18 protein-coding genes and 2 pseudogenes are annotated in these 16,295 nt (G+C 67.7%); 12 read left to right on the top strand and 8 right to left on the bottom strand.

Annotation, left to right across the window (positions count from 1 at the left end; genetic code table 11):
* Positions 1 to 269: 269 nt before the first annotated feature.
* From ACFTZC_RS37820 to ACFTZC_RS37800, 5 genes are all read right to left on the bottom strand, one after another.
* The gene (locus ACFTZC_RS37820) at positions 270 to 518 is read right to left on the bottom strand and encodes a DUF1427 family protein (protein WP_382898092.1); all 249 of its coding nucleotides are present in this window, start codon (positions 516 to 518) and stop codon (positions 270 to 272) included.
* Positions 515 to 664 carry a DUF1427 family protein gene (locus tag ACFTZC_RS37815; protein WP_382898090.1) on the bottom strand — a complete coding sequence of 50 codons (150 nt, stop codon included), beginning with the start codon at positions 662 to 664 and terminating at the stop codon, positions 515 to 517. Before ACFTZC_RS37815 ends, ACFTZC_RS37820 begins: the two co-directional genes overlap by 4 nt.
* A 222-nt stretch (positions 665 to 886) precedes the next feature.
* Positions 887 to 1,462 (bottom strand): NADPH-dependent FMN reductase, encoded by a 576-nt coding sequence (locus ACFTZC_RS37810; RefSeq protein WP_382898089.1) that lies wholly within the window; start codon positions 1,460 to 1,462, stop codon positions 887 to 889.
* Positions 1,463 to 1,473: 11 nt separating this feature from the next.
* Positions 1,474 to 2,394 carry a sugar phosphate isomerase/epimerase family protein gene (locus tag ACFTZC_RS37805; protein WP_382898087.1) on the bottom strand — a complete coding sequence of 307 codons (921 nt, stop codon included), beginning with the start codon at positions 2,392 to 2,394 and terminating at the stop codon, positions 1,474 to 1,476.
* A 186-nt stretch (positions 2,395 to 2,580) separates the two neighbouring features.
* Positions 2,581 to 3,492, bottom strand: a complete 912-nt coding sequence (locus ACFTZC_RS37800) for a LysR family transcriptional regulator (protein WP_382898085.1) — start codon at positions 3,490 to 3,492, stop codon at positions 2,581 to 2,583.
* A 427-nt stretch (positions 3,493 to 3,919) separates the two neighbouring features.
* Here ACFTZC_RS37800 and ACFTZC_RS37795 point away from each other — a divergent pair.
* A pseudogene (locus tag ACFTZC_RS37795) lies at positions 3,920 to 5,010 on the top strand (transposase).
* A gap of 19 nt (positions 5,011 to 5,029) precedes the next feature.
* Here the strand turns inward: ACFTZC_RS37795 and ACFTZC_RS37790 are convergent.
* Entirely contained in the window at positions 5,030 to 5,218 is a 189-nt protein-coding gene (locus ACFTZC_RS37790) for a hypothetical protein (RefSeq protein ID WP_382898083.1), read from the bottom strand.
* Between the two features lie 391 nt (positions 5,219 to 5,609).
* Between ACFTZC_RS37790 and ACFTZC_RS37785 the strand changes: the two genes are divergently transcribed.
* The gene (locus tag ACFTZC_RS37785; RefSeq protein WP_382898081.1) at positions 5,610 to 6,305 is read left to right on the top strand and encodes a type 1 glutamine amidotransferase domain-containing protein; all 696 of its coding nucleotides are present in this window, start codon (positions 5,610 to 5,612) and stop codon (positions 6,303 to 6,305) included.
* A 134-nt stretch (positions 6,306 to 6,439) separates the two neighbouring features.
* Positions 6,440 to 7,171 (top strand): SDR family NAD(P)-dependent oxidoreductase, encoded by a 732-nt coding sequence (locus ACFTZC_RS37780; protein ID WP_382898080.1) that lies wholly within the window; start codon positions 6,440 to 6,442, stop codon positions 7,169 to 7,171.
* A gap of 50 nt (positions 7,172 to 7,221) precedes the next feature.
* Here ACFTZC_RS37780 and ACFTZC_RS37775 read toward each other — a convergent pair whose 3' ends face one another.
* Positions 7,222 to 7,626, bottom strand: a complete 405-nt coding sequence (locus tag ACFTZC_RS37775; protein WP_382898078.1) for a hypothetical protein — start codon at positions 7,624 to 7,626, stop codon at positions 7,222 to 7,224.
* A 113-nt stretch (positions 7,627 to 7,739) separates the two neighbouring features.
* Here ACFTZC_RS37775 and ACFTZC_RS37770 point away from each other — a divergent pair, with 113 nt between their 5' ends.
* The 8 genes and pseudogenes from ACFTZC_RS37770 to ACFTZC_RS37735 form a co-directional block, all read left to right on the top strand.
* On the top strand, positions 7,740 to 8,108 hold the full coding sequence (locus ACFTZC_RS37770) for an ArsR/SmtB family transcription factor (protein ID WP_382898076.1): 369 nt from the start codon (positions 7,740 to 7,742) through the stop codon (positions 8,106 to 8,108).
* A gap of 1 nt (position 8,109) precedes the next feature.
* Positions 8,110 to 8,532, top strand: coding sequence for a VOC family protein (locus ACFTZC_RS37765; protein WP_382898074.1), 423 nt, complete (start codon positions 8,110 to 8,112; stop codon positions 8,530 to 8,532).
* A 655-nt stretch (positions 8,533 to 9,187) separates the two neighbouring features.
* Positions 9,188 to 9,469 (top strand): hypothetical protein, encoded by a 282-nt coding sequence (locus ACFTZC_RS37760; RefSeq protein WP_382898073.1) that lies wholly within the window; start codon positions 9,188 to 9,190, stop codon positions 9,467 to 9,469.
* Positions 9,470 to 10,634: 1,165 nt separating this feature from the next.
* Positions 10,635 to 11,516, top strand: a complete 882-nt coding sequence (locus tag ACFTZC_RS37755; RefSeq protein WP_382898071.1) for a hypothetical protein — start codon at positions 10,635 to 10,637, stop codon at positions 11,514 to 11,516.
* 470 nt (positions 11,517 to 11,986) lie between these two features.
* The gene (locus ACFTZC_RS37750) at positions 11,987 to 12,286 is read left to right on the top strand and encodes a transposase (protein WP_382898070.1); all 300 of its coding nucleotides are present in this window, start codon (positions 11,987 to 11,989) and stop codon (positions 12,284 to 12,286) included.
* On the top strand, positions 12,283 to 13,170 hold the full coding sequence (locus ACFTZC_RS37745) for an IS3 family transposase (protein WP_382898069.1): 888 nt from the start codon (positions 12,283 to 12,285) through the stop codon (positions 13,168 to 13,170). The genes ACFTZC_RS37750 and ACFTZC_RS37745 overlap by 4 nt, the downstream gene beginning before the upstream one ends.
* A 68-nt stretch (positions 13,171 to 13,238) precedes the next feature.
* Positions 13,239 to 13,610 (top strand): LysR substrate-binding domain-containing protein, encoded by a 372-nt coding sequence (locus ACFTZC_RS37740; protein WP_382898067.1) that lies wholly within the window; start codon positions 13,239 to 13,241, stop codon positions 13,608 to 13,610.
* Between the two features lie 98 nt (positions 13,611 to 13,708).
* Positions 13,709 to 13,999 (top strand): annotated as a pseudogene (locus ACFTZC_RS37735) (transposase); the annotation flags it as partial.
* On the opposite strand, the gene ACFTZC_RS37730 reads toward ACFTZC_RS37735, so the two are convergent.
* On the bottom strand, positions 14,000 to 14,524 hold the full coding sequence (locus ACFTZC_RS37730) for a TetR/AcrR family transcriptional regulator (RefSeq protein ID WP_382898065.1): 525 nt from the start codon (positions 14,522 to 14,524) through the stop codon (positions 14,000 to 14,002). It abuts the pseudogene before it with no gap.
* 220 nt (positions 14,525 to 14,744) lie between these two features.
* On the opposite strand from ACFTZC_RS37730, the gene ACFTZC_RS37725 reads away from it, so the two are divergent.
* Positions 14,745 to 15,986, top strand: coding sequence for an acyl-CoA dehydrogenase family protein (locus ACFTZC_RS37725; RefSeq protein WP_382898063.1), 1,242 nt, complete (start codon positions 14,745 to 14,747; stop codon positions 15,984 to 15,986).
* The last annotated feature ends 309 nt before the right edge of the window (positions 15,987 to 16,295 follow it).

Genomic DNA, 16,295 nt, shown 5'->3' with positions numbered 1-16,295 from the left:
CCAGCACCCCGGAGCCCCCATTGACCATCGCGGGGGCCGGCCTGCTCAGCCTCGTTCCCGCCCGCGGTGCCTGGCAGACTTCCGCACACCTGCGAAGGGGCGCCGTCGGGGCCTCGCCGCCCTGACCATTGCCAGCTTCACTCTGACCGGCATATCCGCCCTCTTTCTCCTCCTCTACGCAACGGGCTGCCACTGCCTCTGAGGCCTTTGACCGTTCCCCGGCGCGGATGTCGTGTTCAGCGTGAGGGGCTTCGGCTACGCCTGCCGCGTCAGAAGACCTTGTCGCTGTGCTGTGCGTTCCCCGTAGGTGTTGTATCGCTCCGAACTGTGCGTCGTGCGGCCTTGATGGCTGTTTCCCCCGTGATCATCCCGAGGAGTCCGGTGAGCGCGATCCATGGCGGTGCAGGTGTTTCGACGTGGATAAGCCAGTAGACGCTCCCCGTCAGGCCACCGGCCAGGAGTGCGGTGAGGAGGGGGATGACTTGCTGTCGCCAGGCCGCTGGGCGTGGACCTGTCATGCGAGCATCTCCAGGAGCGAGTAGGCGGTGCCCATCGCGAACAGTCCGGCGAGGGCGGTCAGGGGCGGCGCGGGTGAAGGGAGCCGGGCAGCTGCGTACAGTGCGCCGATCAAAAGACCTCCGCCGAACGATGCGAAGTAGCTCACTGCCATCAGGGTCCTCTCCGGGATGGACAAGCCGAGCGGGAATCCGTTCCACGACCTCCCGGACGCACTGCGGATCCTTCCGGCTTGCCCGCAGGCGTGACCTGTTCTGCGCGCTTTGTGCGCCTGGCGGTCGTCGTTGTCGGCTGCCAGCCGCCAGGTCGGGGCTGAAGGTGTCCCGGCTGTCTGAACAGCGGATTCGGGCACGGGCAGGGGATTGTTGATTCAGTGGTCGTGCAGGGTGTGAGCGATGTGCTGACGGAATGCCATGAGCGCGTGCAGGAGGAAGTCCCGTGTCGCCTCGACCGTGATGGTCCCGTCCTCGGCGATGAGGCCCGGCTTCGCGTGCAGATACACCTCGGGCTGGGCGAGCTCCGGGGAGGCGAGGAACGACAGGATTGAGCGGAGATGCTGTTGAGCGACGGCGGTGCCGATCGCGCCGATGGAAGCGCCGACGGCATAGGACGGTTTGCCGCTCAGCGGGGCCCTCCCCTTCGGCCGGCTCGCCCAGTCGAGCGCGTTCTTGAGCACTCCGGGGATCGACCGGTTGTACTCGGGAGTGACGATGAGGATGCCGTCCGCTTTGGTGACGGCATCCCGGTACTCGGCCGCGGCGCCGGGGAATTCGGCGTCGGGTGCCTCGTAGTCCTGGCTGTAGAACGGCAGCTCGGCGATGGAGATCTCGTGCAGTACGAGGCCCGCCTCGGGCGCGAGCTTCTCCAGGGCGAGCGCCAGACGGCGGTTGATCGAGACGGACGAGAGGCTGCCGACTATGTAGCCCACGCGATAGGTGGTGATCATGAGGTGGGTCCTTACGCGTTGCGGGAGGTGCGGAAAGCCGGGACGTCCTCGGCGGCATCGAAGGCTGCGGCGGTCTTGCCGAAGACCTCACGGACCCCTTCGGCGACGGGCGTCCTCCGCAACTCCTCGGAGATGATCTCCACGCCCCAGTGGCCCCGCCAGCCGGCGTCGTGCATGGCTGCGATGAAGGCGGCCGTGTCCAGGGCCCCGTCGCCGGGCATCCGGCGCCGGTCGATGGTGTCCTCCCACAGCGTGCCGACGACCTGTGCGTCGGCGTCGTCGAGTTCCACGACGAAGACGTGCTCCATGGGCAGGACGTCGACCATGCCCTGATAAGAGCTGCCGGCGCGGGCGACGTGCCAGGCGTCCACGACGAGACCCGCGTGCGGGTTGCCGATCTCGCGCATCATCTGCGCGCCGTCCTCGATGGTGCGCACGTTCGCCATGGGCATGGGCTCCAGCGCCACGCGCAGGCCGTGGCGCCCCGCGTCGCTCGCCAGGGCGTCGAGCGACCCCATGAACCGCTCACGGGAGACCCCGCCCGGGACGGAACGGAAATCGTCGAGCTCGGCGCCGACCTTGATGGTCTTGGTCCCCAGCACCGCGGCGGCGGCGAAGAGATCCTTGCGGACCGCATCGGACGCCTGTCGCGGTGCGCCCTCTGCCCACCAATCGCTGATGAACTCAAGCTCGACGGTCTCGATGCCGTGGTCGTCGAGGAGGTTCTTCAGCGCGCCGAGGCCGATGCGGTCGACGATCTTCATGAGGTCGGCGTGGACGAATCCCACGCCCTTCCAGCCCGCGGCCTGCACGGCGTCCAAGCGGGTGCGGATGTCCACGGGGCTCGATTCGACGCGTGCGGGGGCGGCGTCTCCGGACCAGGTCCAGACGGTGGCCAGCAGATCGCGGTTCTCGATACGGCGGACGGCCATGGTGATTCCTTTCGTGGCGTGCCGTCCCCGGGTCGGAGGAGGTAACGCCTGTGGTGCGTGGCCCCGCGCGATCCGGGGGCGGGGTGCCGCTCGTTCGGCATGTTCGAGTGTTCTCCTCGGCCATCAATATGTCCAAGATGTGTAATCGTTCGCATCGATCGGTTCAACCGATTGCCGAGCCCGGATTCACGAAGGGGTCGGGAGCGGACGGATGCGGAACTCCTCGACGAACGCCGCGGCCGCGGAGGACAGGCGGGCCGGCATGTACACGAGGCTGACAGGGTGGACCGCATCGTGGTCCGCGAGCGGTACCACCGAGAACGGCGTGTCCCCGGTCCGCTCCGCCTCAAGCGCGTCCGTATGCGGAACGATCGTGACGGCTACGCCGCGCGCCGCGAGCCGGATCATGTCGTGGATCTGCCCCATCTCGAACGAGCCGACCGGAGGAATCCCGGCGCGCGCGAAGGCGGCCTCGACCCGGCGGCGCAGCCCGGACTCGCGGGCGAAGTGGATGAACTGAACGCCGTCGACCAGTTCCGGAATGCCAACCAGCCCACGTCCGGCCAGCGGGCTGTCCGCCGCGACGACAGCCACCAGCGGCTCGACCGCCAGAGGCAGGCTCTCCACACCCTGCGGAAGCTCGGATGCTTCCATCCCCACCACGGCGACATCCAGGGTCCCGGCAGCGACCGCAGCCACCATGCGGCCGGACGGCGCATCGCTGATCGCGAATTCGATACCGGGATGACGGCGGTGGAACTCTCCCATGACATCGATGACGTCGACGGATGTCGCCGGCGTCTGGATCAGCCCGAGCCGCAGCGTTCCACGGCGCAGACCCGCCAGGGCCTCTACTTCCATACGCGCGATGTCGACGTCCGCGAGGATCCGCTGCGCCAGCGGCAGCAGCACCCGGCCCGCCTCGGTCAGCGAGACCGAACGCGAATTGCGGTGGAAGAGCGGCACACCCAGCTCCCGCTCCAGCCCCGCGATCTGCCCGCTGAGCGCGGACTGCGCCACGAAGTTCCGCGCCGCTGCCCTGGTGAAGTTCAGGCTCTCCGCCACCGAGACGAAGTACTTGAGATGCCGCAGCTCCATCTGTTTCCCCGATCACTGTTCTGGAACTCATATGCCAGATCGATCGTAGGTGCGTCCGTCTCGCAGGGCGCGGGTGGTAAGGCGGTTCTTCGGTCGACGCGCAGGTCTCCGTCGTCAGCCGGCTCGCGACCACCGTGACCACCCTGGAGCCGGGGACGGCCTCGCTCTCGCCGTGTCCGCCGGTGGCCGCGACCCGCTGGATGCATGCTCGTGCCCGGCGCGAACAGCACCAGCAGCAGACGGCGCCGCAGCATCGCCTTCGGGACCGTCTCCCGCGTGGCGACGGAGGTGAGCTCGCCGGTGAAGCCGGTTTCGCCGTAGCTTCGAACGGGATAGCTCACCTGGGGGTTCGCCGGACGTGGGGGCGGCCTTCGTCTGATCATGTGCTCCGACCAAGGTGCACGTGATCACGACGAAGGCCGTGAGGGTGAGTCTGCTGCCTGATGCTGTCCGGAGGGAAGCGTTCGCGGAAGCGTCACGCTTCCGGGGCGAGCTTCTACGAGTGTCTGACCGCCCGGCGTGACGAGTTGTTCGAACTCACCGACGCGGTGCTGTGTGCGGACGGTGCGGTGAAGTCCCCGGTGGACCTGACGCTGTTGCCCGAGCATCGTCGTGGGCACGGAGCGATGCACGGAGGCTTGAACCACGGTCGGCTCGACGTCGGTCGGCTGCGGGCAGTGCTGGCCGGGCTGCCACTGCCGCGGTTCGACGCCGGGCGCCCGGTCCTGGCGGTCGACGTGTCACCGTGGCTCCGCTCGGACGCGCCGTGCTCGGCCGACCGGCTGATCTGTCACGTCTACGGGCGCGCGAAGACGGCGTCGCAGGTCATCCAGGGCTGGCCCTGTTCCTTCGTCGCCGTTTTGGAGCCGGGTGCCACGTCCTGGACCGCGATCCTGGACGCGGTGCGGCTCGGCCCGGTGGACGACGCGACCGCGGTCACAGCCGCACAGCTCCGTGGTGTCGTCGAACGGCTCATCACCTGCGGTCAGTGGCAGGCCGGGGATCCGGGCATCGTGATCGTGAGCGATGCCGGCTACGACGTCACCCGCCTGGCCTGGGTCCTGCGCGACCTGCTGGTCGAGCTGGTCGGCCGGGTCCGCTCCGACCGTGTGATGCGGCTGCCGAAGCCGGGAATACACCTTCCGGTTCGCGAAGCAGACCCTGGGCTGGACCACCCCGAAACTCCGCACGCCCGAGGCAGCGGACCGCTGGACCTGGATTTTGATCGTCGCTCACACCCAGCTCCGGCTCGCCCGCCCGCTCGCCGCGGACCTCCGCAGACCCTGGGAGCGACCCACCGCACCTGACCGGCTCACCCCGGCCCAGGTCCGCCGGGGGTTCAGGAACATCCGCGCTCACCTCGCCTGCCCGGCCCGCGTTCCCACACCCCGAGGCGCTGGCCCCGGACGGCCACCCGGCGCCAAGAACAAACACCGGGCACCCCGCTACGACGTCGGCAAGACCGCCAAACGCCCCGAAACCCTCAAGGCCATCGGCAAGCCCGGAAGATCTTGGTAGACAAAGAACAGGCTAGGCGTCAGGGGCGGCGGGTGAGGACGTCGTCGATGCGGGAGGCGTCGGCGACCCGCGTCGCGGCGGCCGGTGCTATGAAGCCCAGCACGGCCTGGATGTCGTCCCGGCGTGCTTCGAGCGGCAGGAGCCAGATGCCTTCGTGGTGGGCGATGCGGTTGCGGAACTTGTGCAGCCTCTTGACCGGGTCTTCCACCGTGGGCAGGGCACGGTGGGGGCGTGAGGGGAAGGCGCCCGCGAGGTCGGGCCACAGGCGGGTCTTGTACCGGCGCGCCAGCAGGAAGCGCCAGAAGCCGAAGCTCAGCTCCGCGATGACCTTCCCTCGCAGGATGGTGGCCTCGCCCCGCCCGGCGCGCTCTTGGGCCTGAGCGATGTCGACTACTCCCCGGAGCCCGTGGACCTCCCGGCCGAGGGAAGCGCCCTCATCTGCTGTTCGACGCCACCTGCCGACGTGGTCCTGGACATGTGACCGGATCGCCTCGCAGAGCGTCCGGGGGCGGCGGGCAGGCAGACGTGCATAAGGTTGCAGAAGGGGGAAATTCCGCGGAGTGGACCGGTCTCATGTCATCCGAGAGGAAATCCTTGCCATGGCGAAAGTACTGTTTCTCGTCAGCGGAGCCACCTACTGGGTACTGAAGGACGGCACGAGGTACGCGACGGGATATTGGGCCGAGGAGTTCGCGAACCCGTACAAGATCCTCACGGACGCGGGTCACGCCGTAACCGTCGCGACGCCGAAAGGTGTAACCCCGACCGTCGACATGATGAGCCTGCGCCCCGAGATGGTCGGCGGCAACGACAGCGCCCTTGAGCTGGAGGCCATCATCCGTTCCGCGGAGGTGATGCGCCGGCCACTGCAGCTTTCGGACGTGCGCCTGGAGGACTACGACGCGGTGTACGTACCGGGCGGTCACGGTCCCATGTCGGACCTGGCGTTCGACGCCGACATGGGGCGGCTGTTGACGTGGCAGCTGACCTCGGGCAACCCGCTGTTCATCGTCTGCCACGGCCCTGCCTCGTTGCTGGCCACCAGGATCCATGGCGAGTCGCCGTTCAAGGACTACAACATCACCTGCTTCACCAACGAGGAAGAAGAGGGCGTGGGGCTGGCCTCCAGGGTGACGTGGCTGCTGGAGACCGACGTCCAGGAGAAGGTCGGGGTCAACTTCAGCCGCGGCCCGATGTGGGAGCCGTACATCGTCCAGGACCGCAACCTGGTCACCGGGCAGAACCCGGCTTCGGCCGCGGTCCTGGGAGAGCGGATGCTGGAAATCCTCAAGTGACCCCGTCCCGGGGCGGGGTGGGACGGGGTCAGGTCACCTGCCGAGTGAGCCATCGCCGAGGGGCCGGCGGGTCCCGGGGGGTACCAGAACCGTCACCGGCCTGATTCCCGCTGGTCAGGTGAAGGAAGTGAAGCATGAAGGACACGACGGGTGCGGGCACCGCCCAGAAGGTCGCGATCATCACCGGTGCCGACGGGGGCATCGGCTCTGCCGTCGTCACTGCCTACCGCGACCTCGGGTACGCGGTCGTGGCCACCAGCCGTTCCATGCCGCAGTCCGAGGACCCGCAGGTGCTCGCCTTCAACGACGATCTGGCCGAGTCCGGCGCCGGCGCGCGGATCGTGGCGGCGGCGATGGACGGGTTCGGCCGGATCGACACCGTGGTCAACAGCGCCGGCGTCTACATCGGCAAGCCGTTCACCGAGTACACCGACGCGGATTTCGACCTGATGGTCGGCGTGAACCTACGCGGCTTCTTCAGCGTCTCGCGCAGCGCCCTCGGCGCCATGCTCTCCCGCCGCGAGGGAGGCGGTCACCTGGTGAACATCTCCACCTCTCTGGTCGACCAGCCGAATTCGCGGGTACCCTGCGCGCTGGCATCACTCACCAAAGGCGGGCTGAACGCCGTCACCAGGGAACTGGCGATCGAGTACGCGGCGCACGGCATCCGGGTCAACACCGTCTCGCTGGGCGTGGTGCGCACCCCGATGAACCCCGACGCGACGCCCGAGCTCGCCGCCCGCCACCCGCTCGGGCGGATGGAAGAAGTCGACGACGTCGTCCAGGCCATCCGGTATCTGGAGCAGGCATCCTTCGTCACGGGCGAGATCCTGCATGTGGACGGTGGCCAGAGCGCCGGCCACTGACAGCGACAGCGGTCACCCTGTGAGGAACCGCGCCTGTGGCCTGGGGGATCTCACCGTCCATGAAAGTCCCGAAGGTGGTCCTGACAGGTTTGGCGGCCCTCCAGCGGCGGCACCCCGGCGGCCCTGCCCGCATGCCAGATCACCTCGACCATGATCCCTGCCGCCCCGTACCACTCCTCGTCACCACGGTGCGGGACGGCGGCCGCACGGGCCATCGCGCGAGCGGCGCTTCTGGCGGCTACGGCGGTCGGCACGCCGGGGCCGGTGAGGCCGGCGGCGGTGTCGTAGGTGAAGGGAGATCGTCCCCGGGAGCGGATGACGTCCGAGCACCACGTCGGGTCGTCGGCGAAGACGTCGAGGGCGGCCCGGGCAAGCCGTCGACCATCGGCCATCGTCCCCGCCTGCGACAGGGTGAGGAAGGCGACGTGGTACACCTCTGCATCTGTCCGGCTCACCTCGGAGGAACGTGAGCTTAGAGCGTCCGCCAGTAGGCGGTGAGTTGGGGTTATCGGATACGGGAGGCGCTTGCTGTGCTCTCCGCCCGCCTTTGACGACCCAAATATTCAGCATGTACGCTGAATATTGGTTTCTGAACATTCAGCGGGATGGGTGGGAGATGGCCGATGAGTCCGGCCGCCATGCGGATGCGTACGAGGCGGTGTTCAGTGCGCTGGCACACCCGGCGCGCCGACGGGTGCTGCTCACCATCTACTTCAACGGCGGATCGATGGCCGCCGGCGAGATCGCCGCGGTGTTCTCACACGCCTGGCAGACGACCACCCGCCACCTGCAGATCCTCGAAGCCGCTGGCCTGCTCAGCAGCGCACGCGACGGCCGCATGCGGATCTACCACCTCGAACGCAAGCGCCTGGACCTCGTACGCGACTGGCTCGCGCACTTCTCCATCACGCCCGACCCTACGAAGGAAACCCCCTGACATGGCAGCTGCCACCGCACCGGTCACCCGGCCCGACACTCCTCAGCTCTTCCGCCTCAGCGTCGAGGTCGGCGACCTCGATCAGGCCATCGCCTTCTACAGCGAGCTGTTCGGCATCAAAGGCCACCGGCAGGCCGGAGCTCGCTCCTACTTCGACTGCGGGCCCGTCACCCTGTCAGTCATGGATGTCTCGGCCAATGGAACTCCGCACACCGCGGCGAAGGCCCTGTACTTCACCGTCGAGGATCTCGAAGCCGTCTTCGCCCGCGCCAAGGTCCTCGGCTGCCTGGCCACGGACCTCGTCCACGACCAGAGCGCCGGGGCCATCGTCGTCCGCCCGTGGGGCGAGCGGTCGTTCTACGCCGATGACCCCTGGGGCAACCCGCTGTGCTTCGTCGAGCGCGGCACCGTATACGCGGGCTGACCTCCGCGGCCATCTCCTTCGAGCGTCCACCCCTGGGCGATGACACGTCGAGACGGACGGCACGGCGGCCACGGATGATCATGAAGTTGTCTGCACTCTGTGCTCATCGGGAGGGTTCGTGTCCGTCGTGCCTGCCTCCATCATCACACCGATCCGTGAGGAGTTCCTCGCCTCGCTGCCGGGTCGTGACGACCGGCGCCTCCGTGATCGCCGACCCGCGTCGTCTACATGTGGCTCGCTTCGTCGGTCTGCCGGGCGAGCCGCTTCGTCTCCATCTCCAGCTCGTACCGCGACACCTTGGCCTCCGCGGCGTGCTCGGTCACGGCCACCTGAACCTTGTCTGCCGCGTCTCGCCACGGCCGTCAGCCCTCCGGGGTGTACGCCTCACGCGTCGCTGTCCGGCGCGCAGAGTTCGACGCACGCCGGAGTTCGATCAGATGCGCGGGCACCTCGGGTCTCTGCTCTTTCGCCACGCGCGGATGGTACGCCCCCGGACCATGGCACAGCGGCTGCCGGGGCAGAGCTGTTTCTCCGTCCTCAGTCGTAAGGCCACCGGCCACGGCCGGGTGATTTTGGAGTGGCTACCGCTGGTCTGCGGGCTCTGCGGCAATCGGTGTGCGGCTTGGCCGCTACACGACTTCCGGGAGCCGAGACCGTGCCTGAAGGCCCCATCGCTCAGAGCGAGATTGCCGCGCTGACCCGCCGCTCCGAAGACGCGGCGCAGAAGAACGACCGTGAGTTCGGCATCGTCAAGAGCGACCTGACCGCGGTCCGCCTCCAGGTCGGCAACCTCGATCAGAAGGTCGGGAACGTCAGCGAGCACGTTGCCCGCCTGGACGAGCGGCTGGAACGCAGGGATCAGAAGATCGACCGGAACCAGGCCCAGATCATTGAGCTCCTGAGCCAACTGGTGGGCAAGAACCCCGACAACGGCTGAGCCTCCCGCCCGTACACCCGGGGGCCGCCACGGATGCCGCGGCGGCGCCCGGCGTTCCAGGCGTGAAGCAAGCCCCCACGAACGGTTTTCAAGGGAACGGGGAGCCCCGGTGTCTCCCCATATCTTCGAGGTGAGCTCCCTTGAACGTTCAGGGGCGCTATCGGCAGCGAGGTCGCGGACTTATGAGCACTGGCGATCAGATGAGTCCCAAGGCTAACGCTTGACGAACACGCTCTTAACCTGGCGAAGCGTCCATACGACCTGCGCCACGCCGGCATCTCGTTCTGGTTGGCCTCCGGCGTCGACCCCGCAGAGTGTGCGCGCCGGGCCGGGCAGAGCAGAGGGCGCCTGACGGGTAACTGTCCTGTGCAGGCGCCCTTTTTCGCGCCCTTAGAAGAGGCCCAGCTTCTTCGGCGAGTACGACACCAGCAGATTTTTCGTCTGCTGGTGGTACAGGCAGTACACCCTTCTGGCCAGCAAGGATGCCGGTCTGCTGGGTTGAATATGGGTGGGTGGCCCGGGCATGGTCCGGATCTTGGTGGGGTTGTGCCCTGTCGTACGGTGACTGTTCGGTTGGCAGCCGGGGGAGAGGCAGCGACCGCGGTGACGCACGACTTGGCCCCCGACCCTTGCGGTCCGAACCAAAGGGGCACTGGGTGCGGCTGACCTGGTAAACCTTGGGGCCGGTCACCTGGGGCCTGGACGCCAGTGATCGTCGCGTTGGCTTGGTCGTGGCTTTTCTTGCCAGGCGATGCCCGCAGTGGGTGATTGGCTGTCAGACGGAACCTCGTGTAGGTCTGCTCACTGTCACGGGTGACCTCCGCTCGAGCGGGGGTGAACCGATCCCCGGCATCCCCGACCTCAAAGTTCGGGAACGCAGAGGACGTGCGCGTATCTGCTGGTGGACCATCTGCGGTGGCTGGAGCGGGTGTGTCTGGCCTTCGCCGCAGTCCAACTGCGAGACCTGGAACGGTACATGGGCCTGGTGGGTGCAGAGTCCGCATGCTGCTGGGCGAGCCGTGGCGGGTCGGCAGGCGCCCCTACAGCCGCTCCGGCGCTGTCGACCGCGGCGGCTTGCCTGAAGGGCTTCTACCTGCACCAGTCCTCCGTCGGTGTGAACGGGGAGCTCGGTAAGAAGCTCGGCACGTCCCGGCTGCCGTCGCGGGTGGACCGGCGCCGTTTGTTCCTCGGGCATGTGAAGTCGTTGCTGCCCACCAACCCGCTGGCGCCGAAGGGGCCGCACCGCCGGCATCCGAAGATGCTTCCGGACGGCGCCCGGGAGAGGTTGCTGGAGACGGTGAACGCCGCCCGGGACCGGTTGGTGGTCACCTGGCTCGCCGACGGGGGGCTTCGCATCGGCGAGCTCTGCGGACTTCACCTGGTTGACCTGCACCTGCGGGAGAACGCGGCTTGCGGCGAGTGCCGTGCTCCTCACTTGAATGTCTGCCACCGGCCCGGTAATCCGAACCGGGCCGAGGCCAAGACCAAGCACCGGTGGCAGATCGAGCGGGGCACGGTGACCGGCGGGCTGATCAAGCGGGTCAGCCCGGCGATGGTGCACACCTACTTCGAGTACGTCACCACCGAGTACCTGGGCGGCGCCGGGTACGGCATGCTCCTGGTCCAGCTGTACGGCGCCGATACCGGGCGGCCGTGGGTGCCGGTCGGGGCCCGGCGGATGCTCGGCAGGGCCGGGAAACGCGCCGGACTGGGGCCGGTCAAGCCCCATGCCTTCCGGCACTCGTTCACGTCCGCGGTTCTCGACGCCGCCGACGGCAACCTGCTCATCGCCCGGGACGCCGGCGGCTGGGCCTCGGCCGCGATGGTGGATGAGGTCTACGACTTGGAGGCCGAATGGACCGAGGGTGCCATCCAGCGGATCACCACCGAGAACACCACCCTCAAACAGCGAGTCCGCCAGCTCACCACCGATAACCGCACCCTCGACGAGCGACTCAAGGCTGCCCGCTCGAACCTGCGCTTCCAGGATCGCCGCATGGCCGACCTCGAAGCCCAGATCACCAACCCGTCACAGGGAGTTCAGTAGTGATGTCTACAGTTCCGACAAACCGCGCCTGACGGCACGACTTGATCCGGAGAGTGCGGCTGCCTACGGCGGCCGCACTCCCGAACGGCGGGTTCCACGATTACGTGAGCACCAGTTCCTGGGCAAACGCGTGAATCGGCCGGGTGAACACCAGCTGTCCTGGAGGGCCTTGAGTACTCAGGTGCCTTTGGTGCCGAGGCCGACTCTGTTGCTTAATTTGTCTGGGCTCGGGGACCGCTGATGCGCGAGGGCGACTTGCCCGGTTCTTGACGTTCTGATGGTGAGGCTACGAGCACGGGAGGGGCTGACGAACCAGACGCTCAGGAATATGGAGTTGCGGACGGCGGCCCGGCTGACCGATGCGCTTGGGACCCGTTGCCGCGTTGCAGGCCGCTAGCCTGTCTGAACCTTCCCCTTGATCGTGGACACCTGGAGACTGGGACCTGAGGTTCCAGAGGAAGTAGCACCAGGTGGGAAGCAAGTACACGAAGCGGTACACCGCGGAGTTCAAGAGGGACGCCATCGCGCTCGTCGACTCCACGGGCAAGACGGTCCCCGCCGTCGCCCGGGAGCTCGGCATCAGCTCGGAGTCCCTGCGCGGCTGGTACCGCCAGGCCAGGGCGGACCGTGGCGAGGGCGCCCCGGGAGAGCTCACGACCGCCGGGCGCGAGGAGCTCAAGCGGCTGCGACGGCAGAACGCCGAACAGGCCAAGACGATCGAGGTCCTGCGAAAAGCCGCGGTCTTCTTCGCGCAGGAGAGCGATCGGTGAACGAGACGTACGCGTTCATCGAGGCGGAGAAGACCACCCACGGCGTCGCTTTCCTCTGCCGCCTGCTCAAGGTGGCCCGTTCCTCGTTCTACGCCTGGCTCGCCACGGCGAAGAACCGGGCCGCACGCCGGGCCGCCGACCAGACCCTGGTGCACGAGATCACCGTGATCCACGTCGGCTCGCGCCAGACCTATGGCGTCCCGCGCGTCCATGCCGAACTGCGGCGGCTGGGACAGCGGGTGAACCGCAAACGGGTCGCCCGCCTCATGAGCGAGCACGGCATCCAGGGCGTGACCCGCCGCAAGGGCCGTTCGCTGACAAGGCCGGACAGGAAGGCCAGGCCGGCCCCGGACCTGATCGGCCGCGACTTCCACGCCGAGGTGCCCGGCACGAAGCTGGTCGGCGACATCACCGCGCTGCCGACTGGCGAGGGCTGGCTCTACCTCGCCTGCCGGCTGGACCTGGCCACCCGCGAGGTCGTCGGCTACTCGATGGCCGACCACCACCGCGCCGAGCTCGTCGTCGATGCACTCGACATGGCCCACGGCCGCGGTGCGCTGCAACCCGGCTGCGTGATCCACAGCGACTGCGGCAGCGAGTACACCTCGACCCGATTCCGGTACCGAATAACCGAGTTGAGCCTTCGCCAGAGCTGCGGACGTACCGGATCCTGCTTCGACAACGCCGCCGCGGAGAGCTTCTGGGCCCTACTCAAAGAAGAGATCGGCACCCGAATCTGGCCCGACCGGGCCACCGCCCGTGCCGACGTCTTCGACTTCATCGAGACGTTCTACAACCGCCGCCGACTGCGCAGACACAAGGTCTTCGGCTACCTCACCCCGACCGAAACCCGGCAACGGCACCGACACACCCTCGCGGCATAACCATCGAGTGTCCAAGATCACGGGGAAGCTTCATCCCCACAGATCACCCCGCCGCAAGGGCTGATCATGTGGAAGCAACGGCGCTGGCCGCTGACCCGCTGATCCTGTTCCCGCGTTCAGCAGGAGCCCAGGCGTTCGACGTGAACACACAGCCGTTACGGGACGCCGGCATCGACGTCGAGGTCGCGCAAGAGTGCTCGAACTGGCACACCATCATCATGTTCGTCGCTGCTGGCCTTGGTGTCACCGTCGCCCCCTACAGCGTCACGACGCTGCTTCCCGCAGGCGCCCGACGTCTTGAACTCGACGGACCTCCCACAATGAGCCTGATCTTCATGGCAACCCGCCGAGGAGACAACCATCCCCTCGTACAAGCCTTCATCGCAGTATCTGAGTCCGTGACAGGTCGTGGCCAGGACCGGACGGCGAGAGCGTGTTGACCTGCCGGGCGAGCGCCTCCAAGCGCCGCTTGAAGGCTGCCGTACTCGTGCCAGACCGTGTCCTACGTGGTGAGGCGGATGTTGGCATCAACAGGGCTCTGAGGGGTTGGAGTTGGATCGTTCCGGACGGGCCGTCGGAAATCACGAAGCCGCTGATCCCTCCGTCCAGGGCGCGGTCGCACGGCGGCGGAACACAGGACACACCTGATAAGACCCTGTATGTGGCGATCGTCTACGTCCCGGTGAGCGCGTGTGCCTGGCACCAACCTCCGCCGGGCTTCGGGACATCGAAGTCGACGGCTCACCGCCGGTTCCTGATCTGCTCGAAGCCAGGAGTCTGGAGCCGACTGCAGGGGGCCGTGCTGTACCGACTGAAGGATTACGGAGTGTCAGTCGACGGCAGCCATCGCACGGTGGAGGAGTGGCGCCAGTTGGTGTGTGCCACGGCCGGCGATCCAGACTTCGACGGCGGTTTCGAGGCAGGCGTAAGCGGACGCGATCAGAGCGTGGGGCCGGGGGTCGGTTGCGTCGTCCGGATCCGCGCCAAGGCGCCGGGCGACCTCGGGTGCCAGCACTTGCTGCAGTCTCTTCAGCTTGTGCTGATGGAGCGTCGCGAGTGCGGGAACGGTTCTGGCGATCTCGGCCAGCTGCCGCGCGCGTTCGGACTGGGCGGCGTAGTGCGCGATGAGCGGATCCATCGCATGGCGCAGTGCGGTCCACGGAGTCTCGTCGTCGGGCCGTTGCCGCAGGGCATCCAGTAGCTCCTCGGGGGCGGCCGAGGTGGTGCTCACGAAGACGTCTTCCTTGGACGGAAAGGAGCGGAAGAAGGTGCTGCGCGAAATGCCGGCGACGGCGCAGATGTCATCAATCGTGGTCTGCTCGTAGCCGTTCTCCAAAAACAGGTCCAGTGCCATCTCGCGCACCTGTGCCTTCAGGGCTCGCCGTGCGAGCTCACGCGCCCCGGGCCGGTGCCCGTCCTGTACCGCTTGCCCAGCCATACCCCAACGGTACTACACTCCGATCACGGAACCGAGTTCCAGAAACGGGATGCAGTTTCTCGATGCCGTCGTTCCGACGCCATCTGGACAGCTGTGCACAGAACATCGTCAGTAGTACGTACTGGAAGGGCTCACCATGGCCAACAGCACGCTCGGGCAAGGGGAGACGACAGGTCACTCCGCCGCCCTCAACGATCGGCTGGACCCGCTTGTCTTCGACCTCACGGCCGAGGAGGCGCGACTCGTCTCGGCGGCGACGTCGCTGATACCTGCCCTGAGCGCCAACGCGGAGAAGGCGGATGCCATGGGCAGGCTTCCCGAGGACAACATCGATGCCCTGCGCAATGCGGGTCTCCTACGCCTCGCCACGCCCCAGGCTTACGGAGGCCACCAGGTGGGCGCGCGTGCGGCGACTGCCATCGCCGCGGAAGTGGGCCGAGGCTGCCCGTCGACCTCCTGGGTGCTGGTGGTGTACTACAGCGCGGCCATCGCCCTGTGGCTTTACCCCGACGAGGTGCGGCACCGCGTCTGGAGCCAGGACCCCGACGCGACCGTGTGCGGCTCGTCCACCGGCGCCGTACCCGTGCGTGAGACTGACGGCGGGTACGTGCTCACCGGTCGTTGGGGCTGGGCTTCGGGCGCGCACCATGCCACGTGGGCGATCCTCGACGTCGTAGCCCAGGCGGAGGGGCCCGCCCCGGACCGCGGTGTCGCACTGGTCCCGATGAGTGAGCTGTCGGTTGAGGACACTTGGCACATGACGGGGATGCGCGGCACGGGCAGCGACACGATCCGTGCCGAGGAGGTCTTCGTACCCAAGGAACAGGTTGTGCTGATGTCCCAGGCCGCAACCGCGGCCCGGGACAACACTCAGGCGCTGGCACCCGTGCCCAGGCCGCAGGGCCTGGCCGGCGCGCTGGCCGCACCGGTGCTGGGGATGGGCATGGCGGTGTACGACCACGTCGTGGCGAAACTGGCTGAGGGCAGGCCTCTGGCCTCTTCGGTGAAACTGCACGCGCGGGCGATCGACGCCCCGGGCGTTCAGGCGAACATCGCCGACGCCGCCCTGCTCATCGACAGCGCGGTCCTCCACGCGGCGCGGTCTGCCCGTGCCGTCGACCTGGCCACCCGCACGGGAGCGCAGATGAGCTCCCTCGCCGTCGCCCGCATCCGTATCGACGCCGGCATCGCCGCACGACACATCCGTCACGCCGTCGACAAACTGCTCGACGTCGGCGGCGCGAGCCGGTTCGCTGAATCCAGCCCGGCCCAGAGGATCTGGCGCGATCTGGGCACGGCGACCCGCCACCCCACGTTCATCACAGAAATCGACCGTGAACAGTACGCCCGGATCCTTTTGGGGCTCAACGGGCAGTAGCAGTAGCCGGTCGCAAGAGGACTCGCAGGCGCCCACGGCTCCCGAAAGGGGGGCGCAGGCGCAAGGCGACGGCCCGTGCGCCCGCTGCGCGACCCGAACGCCTCTCAGGAGTAACCCCGGGCAGCAGTCGGCTAGTAGGGCTTTGTTAGGTGGTGTCGTAGGGCTGTCATGGTGTGGGTTGTCGGCAGGTGGGGCAGGTCCCGGTCCAGGTGGCTACTGAGGTTGAACTCGTGATGTCGCTGGGTTGCTCAGGTGGGTCTGATGGTCAGGCCGGTCTCGGCGAGGCAGCCGTCTATGAGGTCGCTGCGG

It is taken from the genome of Streptomyces sp. NPDC056987 (assembly GCF_042673865.1).
Taxonomy (GTDB): Bacteria; Actinomycetota; Actinomycetes; order Streptomycetales; family Streptomycetaceae; genus Streptomyces.
The sequence above is the reverse complement of the archived record's forward strand: the minus strand, read 5'-3'. Positions and strand labels throughout refer to the sequence as shown.

What these genes read in the sequence shown, in the direction of transcription:
- ACFTZC_RS37725 (WP_382898063.1), top strand. Translation starts at nt 14,745, where the DNA reads ATGGCCAACAGCACGCTCGGGCAAGGGGAGACGACAGGTCACTCCGCC.
- ACFTZC_RS37805 (WP_382898087.1), bottom strand. Translation starts at nt 2,394, where the DNA reads ATGGCCGTCCGCCGTATCGAGAACCGCGATCTGCTGGCCACCGTCTGG.
- ACFTZC_RS37780 (WP_382898080.1), top strand. Translation starts at nt 6,440, where the DNA reads ATGAAGGACACGACGGGTGCGGGCACCGCCCAGAAGGTCGCGATCATC.
- ACFTZC_RS37810 (WP_382898089.1), bottom strand. Translation starts at nt 1,462, where the DNA reads ATGATCACCACCTATCGCGTGGGCTACATAGTCGGCAGCCTCTCGTCC.
- ACFTZC_RS37770 (WP_382898076.1), top strand. Translation starts at nt 7,740, where the DNA reads ATGTACGCTGAATATTGGTTTCTGAACATTCAGCGGGATGGGTGGGAG.
- ACFTZC_RS37800 (WP_382898085.1), bottom strand. Translation starts at nt 3,492, where the DNA reads ATGGAGCTGCGGCATCTCAAGTACTTCGTCTCGGTGGCGGAGAGCCTG.
- ACFTZC_RS37730 (WP_382898065.1), bottom strand. Translation starts at nt 14,524, where the DNA reads ATGGCACTGGACCTGTTTTTGGAGAACGGCTACGAGCAGACCACGATT.
- ACFTZC_RS37785 (WP_382898081.1), top strand. Translation starts at nt 5,610, where the DNA reads ATGGCGAAAGTACTGTTTCTCGTCAGCGGAGCCACCTACTGGGTACTG.
- ACFTZC_RS37820 (WP_382898092.1), bottom strand. Translation starts at nt 518, where the DNA reads ATGACAGGTCCACGCCCAGCGGCCTGGCGACAGCAAGTCATCCCCCTC.
- ACFTZC_RS37765 (WP_382898074.1), top strand. Translation starts at nt 8,110, where the DNA reads ATGGCAGCTGCCACCGCACCGGTCACCCGGCCCGACACTCCTCAGCTC.